Origin of the sequence: Candidatus Kryptobacter tengchongensis, assembly GCF_001458555.1 — a bacterium.
Classification (GTDB): domain Bacteria; phylum Bacteroidota; class Ignavibacteria; order Kryptoniales; family Kryptoniaceae; genus Kryptonium; species Kryptonium tengchongense.
Genome location: NZ_CZVH01000104.1, coordinates 1 through 6912, shown reverse-complemented (window position 1 = coordinate 6912; position 6912 = coordinate 1). Strand labels below are relative to the sequence as shown.

At 36.5% G+C, this 6912-nt stretch carries 6 protein-coding genes; 4 read left to right on the top strand and 2 right to left on the bottom strand.

What is annotated here, in order from left to right; all coding sequences use genetic code 11:
• A partial coding sequence (locus AT685_RS07935; RefSeq protein WP_200741677.1) for a LutC/YkgG family protein occupies positions 1-426 on the top strand: 426 nt, incomplete at its 5' end.
• Here the strand turns inward: AT685_RS07935 and AT685_RS07930 are convergent.
• Positions 419-952: a CDP-alcohol phosphatidyltransferase family protein gene (locus AT685_RS07930; protein WP_072152218.1), complete on the bottom strand. Its 534-nt coding sequence runs from the start codon at positions 950-952 to the stop codon at positions 419-421. The two genes, AT685_RS07935 and AT685_RS07930, sit on opposite strands and share 8 nt — an antisense overlap.
• 28 nt (positions 953-980) lie before the next feature.
• On the bottom strand, positions 981-2339 hold the full coding sequence (gene menA / locus AT685_RS07925; protein ID WP_081040649.1) for a 1,4-dihydroxy-2-naphthoate octaprenyltransferase: 1359 nt from the start codon (positions 2337-2339) through the stop codon (positions 981-983).
• A gap of 148 nt (positions 2340-2487) precedes the next feature.
• On the opposite strand from menA, the gene AT685_RS07920 reads away from it, so the two are divergent.
• Genes AT685_RS07920 through AT685_RS07910 form a run of 3 tightly spaced genes read left to right on the top strand, consistent with a single transcriptional unit; the run spans position 2488 to position 6845 of the window.
• On the top strand, positions 2488-2808 hold the full coding sequence (locus tag AT685_RS07920; RefSeq protein ID WP_072152217.1) for a cupin domain-containing protein: 321 nt from the start codon (positions 2488-2490) through the stop codon (positions 2806-2808).
• A gap of 6 nt (positions 2809-2814) precedes the next feature.
• Positions 2815-3795, top strand: a complete 981-nt coding sequence (locus AT685_RS07915) for an aldo/keto reductase (RefSeq protein WP_072152216.1) — start codon at positions 2815-2817, stop codon at positions 3793-3795.
• Complete coding sequence (locus AT685_RS07910; protein WP_072152215.1) at positions 3783-6845, top strand: M1 family metallopeptidase; 3063 nt, start codon at positions 3783-3785, stop codon at positions 6843-6845. Before AT685_RS07915 ends, AT685_RS07910 begins: the two co-directional genes overlap by 13 nt.
• Positions 6846-6912: the final 67 nt, after the last annotated feature.

The window sequence follows — 6912 nt, the reverse complement described above, 5'->3', positions numbered from 1 at the left end:
CTATCAAAGATAATTTATTCTGAAAATGCGAGGAAGATTTTCGCAGAAAGCTTTGAACGGGGAATAGATGATATCATAAAAAGCTTACAGGCTGATCAGATAATAACCCAACCACATTCGGAAAAGCATCTCAGTGAGGTTGATGTATCAATTACTGGATGTGATTTTTTAGTAGCTGAAACTGGAACGATAGTTTTCATCCATAATGAAAAAAGATTTAAATCAAGTTTGCTTTTGCCAAGGATACACATTGTAATTGCACAAGAAAATAAAATATGTCCGACTTTTGAGGAACTTTTTGCACAGGTTGGTGGAGACTTTGATTCAATTCTTTTAATCACAGGACCAAGCAGAACAGCTGATATTGAGAAGGTGATCGTTCAAGGGGTTCATGGACCCCAAAAAATTTATCTACTTCTCATTTAAACAACGCTTTCATCCCCCTTAAAAATTCTGGCAGTGTATATTTCGGAAACCTGGGCCATGTCACGATGACCACAATTATGATCCATGCGATAAGCAATATTCCATAGACAAACGCATATTTCAATGCGGTTAAAATCATCAATCCATAAGGCAGTGCTTGCAAAGCCCAAGCTAAATATTCAGATTTGAAATACCAAAGGAGAAACGCGCCCAACAAGATATAACCAAAGCCAATCAAAGGGTTGATCAAATTTGAAAAGACTAAAAAGAGCCAACATCCAAGCGAAACCATAACATCAGCAGTTAAATCATGTCTTCCAATCCAAGTTTGAATTTTCCTTGGATCAAGCCGTGAAATTGGTCCATCAAGCAAATCTGTCACCCATGCAATCCACAGCAAAAGCGAAGCCGAGGGCACACCATCCTGCGGTTCAAAATATGAAAACCTCACTATGTAAAATCCTATTAAAAATCTTAAAGTTGTCAAAATATCAGCTGCAAGCTTTAAACCAAGTGTAATTTTCATCGTGAGCTTTTAGCTTATTTTTCAAAGTTTAAATCAAAAATTTTCCCAAAATTACGCCTGTGATTAACAAGGATGAGAAATAAAGTTGAAGTTTAGCAGTTAACAGATCAAGAAATGTAAAATTAACAAGTGCTTGGTTGAAAGAAATTTTGATGTTTTTCAAAGCAATTGGCAAAGTTATAAATGAAATTACCGAAGCAACAGGGAGATACCCTTTAATGATAAAATAAGCCATCAACAAATAAGCAAGGACAACAAGCCCAGTATAGTAATAACTTGATGCTTTGATTCCCAAAATTCCAGCTAGTGTTTTATATCCCGCTTCAAGATCTTCTTTTATATCTCTAAAATTATTTCCATGCAAAATTGCTGTTGTTAATAAACCAATCGGGATTGATAAGACAACGGGAAGCCAGGAGATCTCCTTTGCCTGAATATAATAAACTCCGAGTGTCATTATAGGTCCGAACGCAAGAAAAACAGCAAGGTCGCCAAGCGCTCTATATTTAAACCCGACAGGTGGAGCAGTATAAAAAATTCCAAGAATCAAACCCGGAATTATGAAATACAAAATTTTATTACCAATTGCGAAAACGAAATAAAATCCGATAATAAGTGATAACAAAAGCAAGGATATACCAAAAAATAGATGATGCTTGGGATTCATCAAGCCATCAACGAGGACACGGCTTGAGCCAAGCACACGCCATGTATCAGCACCACGAATATAATCAAAATAATCACTCAAAACATTTACAGCAGAATGAGCAAGTATAAGACCAAAGAAGGTTAGAAGAAACATTGGGATTGAAACATGGGGAGCTATAAAAGTTCCGAGCAAAACGGGAGCAATGGTTGCTGGAAATGCAAAAGGTCTTATAGCTCTAAACGCAACTTTAAAAAACTTATATTTTGTCTTAAGTTTAGTTTGAAAAACTTTTAACACCTCATCCGTAACATCAATTTCAATCCTTGGTTTCCATTCCTCCGTGAAATCAGAAATGTAAAGTTTAGTCGGTCTTATTCTAAAAAGCGTAACGCCGGGAATTTTCTTCGCATATACAACCAATTCAATTGCCTTCCTAAAAATTACACTCCTTTCTGGTCTTTCAGTTATATCCCCAAGCACCTCAGCGACACCCTCGCCTTGAATAAATCTATCGGGAACGCCATGCTCTATCACAAAAAACACATTCGGATTTTCAATGATGTTGTTATAATTTTTCCCTCTTTCAAGCGCTACATAAATATACCCATCCTCCTCACCGAAATAAACTTTACCTGCCCATACTTTCCCATCCTTACCCCGACTTACAAGAGTTAAAGTTTTGTTTTCCTCAAAAATTTTCTTCGCTGTCTCAAGATATTTCCTATAGTTATCCTGCATCGTTGGACTGAAATTTTGTTTGAAAATTAGTAATTGGAAACCTATTTAAATTTAACGATGTCTTAAAAATAAAGCAATTCAGAACTTAAAGTTGCTTTTATATCTGGCTGACTTTTAAATTTTTAACAAAAACAAAAATCCTCAAACCATGCCGTTGTTCATTGAAAGAGGGAAATGGCTTGGTAAAGAAGAGAAAGAAATTAAAAAAGAATGGCAAGAGCGTGGATTTACAAGCGATATATGGGTTGACCCTCCAGGACAAAGGTGGGAAAATTTCATACACGACACCGATGAACTTGTCACACCACTAAATGTCACACTTGAAATTGAATGTGAGGGTGAAGTAGCAGAGTTAAATCCAGGTGACGAATGGTTCATTCCAAGAGGTGCGGTTCATTCAGTTAGAAACAAAAGTGACAGAGTTGCATATTGGCTTTACGGATACAATATATCAAAAACAAATGCGTGATGAAAGATGAAATACAAACAATTAGGACAAACAGAAATCCAAATCCCCGTTATAACCTTTGGCGGATGGGCAATCGGCGGATGGTATTGGGGCGGGACAGATGAAGAACTTGCAATCAAAGCAATTCATAAGGCAATTGATCTCGGGATGAACTGCATTGACACAGCTCCAGTTTATGGATTTGGCTTAGGAGAAGAAATAGTTGGCAAAGCAATAAAAGGTAGAAGAAATGAAGTTATCATAGCTACGAAATGTGGTTTGCGCTGGGATAAAGATGAGGGCGAGTTTTTCTTTGACACCTATTTCAACGGGAAAAGATACTATGTCTATAAAAACGCGCGAAAAAATTCAATAATTGAAGAATGTGAGAGGAGTCTGAAACGACTTAACACAGATTACATAGACATTTATCAGATTCACTGGCCTGATAAAACAACTCCAATTGATGAATCGCTTGAGGCTTTGACACGACTTCAGGAACAAGGAAAAATAAGAGCCTTCGGGGTAAGTAATTTTGATGTAAACCTTCTAAAGGAAACACTAAAATATTCAAGGGTTGAAAGCAATCAGGTAAAATATAGCTTGGTGGATCGCTGGATAGAAAGCGAATTGGTGCCACTTTGCGTTGAAAATAAAATTTCAATCTTAGCGTATAGCCCACTTGAACAGGGACTTTTGACGGGCAAGATAACAATGGAGACGGAATTTAAAAGTGGCGATTTAAGAAAAAAACAATTTTGGTTTCAACCCGAAAACAGAAAGAAAATCCTTGATGCGCTTGAAAAAATAAAACCAATTGCAAGAGAAAAAAACGCAACACTTGCTCAAATTGTCATCAACTGGACATTCTCACAACCTGGCATTACAACAGCAATTGTTGGGGCAAGAAACCCAGAACAGGTTGAAGAAAATGTTGGAGCAGTGAATTTGAAACTCACAGAAGAAGAAATACAAAAGATAAGAGAAGCTTTCACATGGGATTCATAAAGTTTTTTCTCCCTATTCTCATCTTATCAACTTTTTCCATTGCTCAAAGACCCGGTTATTTTCAACAAGATGTTGATTATATAATGGATGTTTTTCTTGACACGAAAACACATAAACTCACTGGCAAACAAATAGCAATTTATCATAATAACTCTCCTGATACACTTTGGGAGATTTATTACCATCTATACTTAAATGCATTCAGACCGGGCAGTTCAATGCAAATTCGTGGTGATGTCATTAAAAATGGGCTTGGGGAAAGAATTAGGTCGCTGAAACCTGATGAATACGGCTGGACAAATGTTAAGTTTTTAAAAGCTGATGATGAAGATGTTGATTTTGAAATTTTTGATACAATTTTAAGAGCAAGGCTTAAAAAACCTCTTGCCCCCGGTCATTATGTTAAACTTGAAATGGAATTTGAATCTCAAATTCCAAAGCAAACAAGAAGAAACGGCAGGAATAATCGCGAGGGCATTGATTACAGCATGGCTCAATGGTATCCCAAAATTTGCGAGTATGACTTTGAGGGTTGGCATGCGGATCAATACATTGAGCGTGAATTTTATGGGGTATGGGGAAACTTTGATGTCAAGATAACTCTGCCATCAGATTATCTCGTTGGAGCAACAGGTGTAATTCAGAATCCAGCTGAGGTCATGTGCGGATATGAACTCGGCGCTGTTGATACAGTGATATTCCCACAGCAATGGAAAAAAGATTTAAAGACGGATTTAAAAACATGGCATTTCAAAGCTGAAAAAGTGCACGATTTTGCCTGGGTTGCGGATAGGGATTACATCCACGAAATCACATGGCTGACGCTTGAAGATGATACTGTTATAGTCCATCTTCTCTATCAACCAGATGTCTATATGCTCTGGCGTGAGGCAGGAAAGTTTACAAAGGAAATAATAAAATTCTACAGTGAATGGTTCTACAAGTATCCTTATAAAAGTTTCACAGTTGCGCAAGCAGGCGACGGTGGGATGGAATACCCAATGCTTATAATGATAACTGGACGCCGTGGGAGAACAAGCATGATTGGAATTCTTGCACATGAAATCGGGCATAATTGGTTTTATGGTTTGATTGGAAACAATGAATCAAAAGAGGCGTGGATAGATGAAGGTGGCGCAAGCTTTGTAACCCCGAGGGTTTTTAAAAAATTGCTCGGTGAAAAATGGAGTGAATCTTCTGGAATTTATAAATTGCTAATTCCAGAATCGGATATCTTTGGCGGTTATAGAAACTACATAAGATTTTCCCAATTTGGTTATGAAGAGCCTGTGCTTTTTCATTCAGATTTCTTTCGGGAATCAACGACCTATACCAATGCTGTCTATGGCAAGGGTGCTTCTATTTTTGATATGCTTGAATATGTAATCGGGGATAGCGTATTTGACCTTGTTATGAAGGAATTTTTCAAAGAGTGGAGTTTTAAACATCCAACAACGAAGGATTTTGAAAAAATCGCCGAAAAAATAAGTGGAATGGAACTTGATTGGTTTTTTGATCAATGGCTCAAAACCACGAGAAAGTGTGATTATGCTATTGAAAATTTCTCTGGGAAATGGGTGCGTGAAAATGGTAGCGAAAAATATAAAATCAAAGTTAAATTGCGCAACTGTGGTCAAATAGTTATGCCAGTTGACCTTTACATTTATTTTGAAGATGAAACTTATCAAAAAGTTATAATTCCGCTTGATCTTCAACTCAAACCCAAACAAGAACCCAACGCAATTATCCTTCCGCCATGGTTTTGGGTTAACCCCGTTTACGAATTTGAACTTTCATTTGATAAAAAAGTGAAAATGCTTGAAATTGACAGTAGATTGAAATTAAGAGATGTTAACAGGTTAAACAATAGAACAGGTGCTTTCAACAAGGTTCGGATAAGATTACTTGAACAAACCCAATTAAACCCACCTCTTGAAAGATATTGGTTTAGTATAAGACCATCAATTTGGTTTGCACAAAGAGATGGAGCAAGACTTGGAGCTTTTATAAATGGAGCTTACCTTTTTGATTATTATGCGACAAAACTTGGTATATGGTTCAACACGAAGACTAAAAATTTTGATTACTTTATAAACTATCGCAACAACACCTTTCCAATACTTGGAAGGTTAAGCGGTTTTCAAATTGAAATTTTCAAACTTCATGGTCTGAGGAGGCTTTATTTTGAAATCTTCAAAGATATAAGACCATTTTACCTGACAATTCCACCATTTTACAATATCTCACTGTTTTTTGAACATACCATGCTCGTTGAGAACAAGATGCCTTTTGCAAATCTACGATGGGACTCAGGAAAGTTCAACGCACTTGGGCTTACAGCTGGGGTAGCTCACACAATTGGTAGCACATCTTTATATGGAACTTTTACCTTAAAAACCACTTCATCAAACAGTTCTAAAAATTTTACAAAGTTTTCAATTGAAGTAAAACAAAATACGATTTTAAGCAAATTTGAGTTCGCAACGAGATTTTACTTTGTGAATTCTTATGGTCAAATTCCATCGCAAGAAAAGTTCTATTTCGTCGCAAATCCACACGAGCAATTTTTAAATCAATCCTTTAGGATGATTTACTTAATCAATGAGAAATTTTCCGATAGGGCAAGGTTGTTCTTAAAAGGTGATTTGAATTTAAGGGGTTATTTTGACAGAACTGACACATGGGTTGAAAAAGGCGGAAGTTTGAGTTTTGACTTAACATTTTTAACGCTGAGAAATTTCCCGCCCCTCGGGCAGATAAAATTTTCTGCCTTCGGAGATATAGGTATTATGAAAACGGGGGAATTATCACCACCTTTGGTACAACCCCTAGAAGATACAACAAAGGATTATGTGATTTTATATCATTCTGGACTTAAATATGACTATGGTTTTGAAATTAAATTTCAACCTTTTACATTTATTCCATCCATCGCTGAAAATTTAATCGCGAGTTTTAACAGATTGAGCGTAAATATGATATTTCCGATTGGCCTAACTTATGAGAAACCGAGATTGAGATGGGCTATTGAAATAAAAGTTGAAAAATGAGATGAAGCGAATTTTTTTAATCTTATCAATGGCGATTTTTGTTTTTTACCTTGTTGAAGGGAAGATC

Bases quoted from the DNA above. Each gene is read 5' to 3' on its own strand.
- AT685_RS07915 (WP_072152216.1), top strand. From the start codon at position 2,815: ATGAAATACAAACAATTAGGACAAACAGAAATCCAAATCCCCGTTATA.
- AT685_RS07920 (WP_072152217.1), top strand. From the start codon at position 2,488: ATGCCGTTGTTCATTGAAAGAGGGAAATGGCTTGGTAAAGAAGAGAAA.
- menA (WP_081040649.1), bottom strand. From the start codon at position 2,339: ATGCAGGATAACTATAGGAAATATCTTGAGACAGCGAAGAAAATTTTT.
- AT685_RS07910 (WP_072152215.1), top strand. From the start codon at position 3,783: ATGGGATTCATAAAGTTTTTTCTCCCTATTCTCATCTTATCAACTTTT.
- AT685_RS07930 (WP_072152218.1), bottom strand. From the start codon at position 952: ATGAAAATTACACTTGGTTTAAAGCTTGCAGCTGATATTTTGACAACT.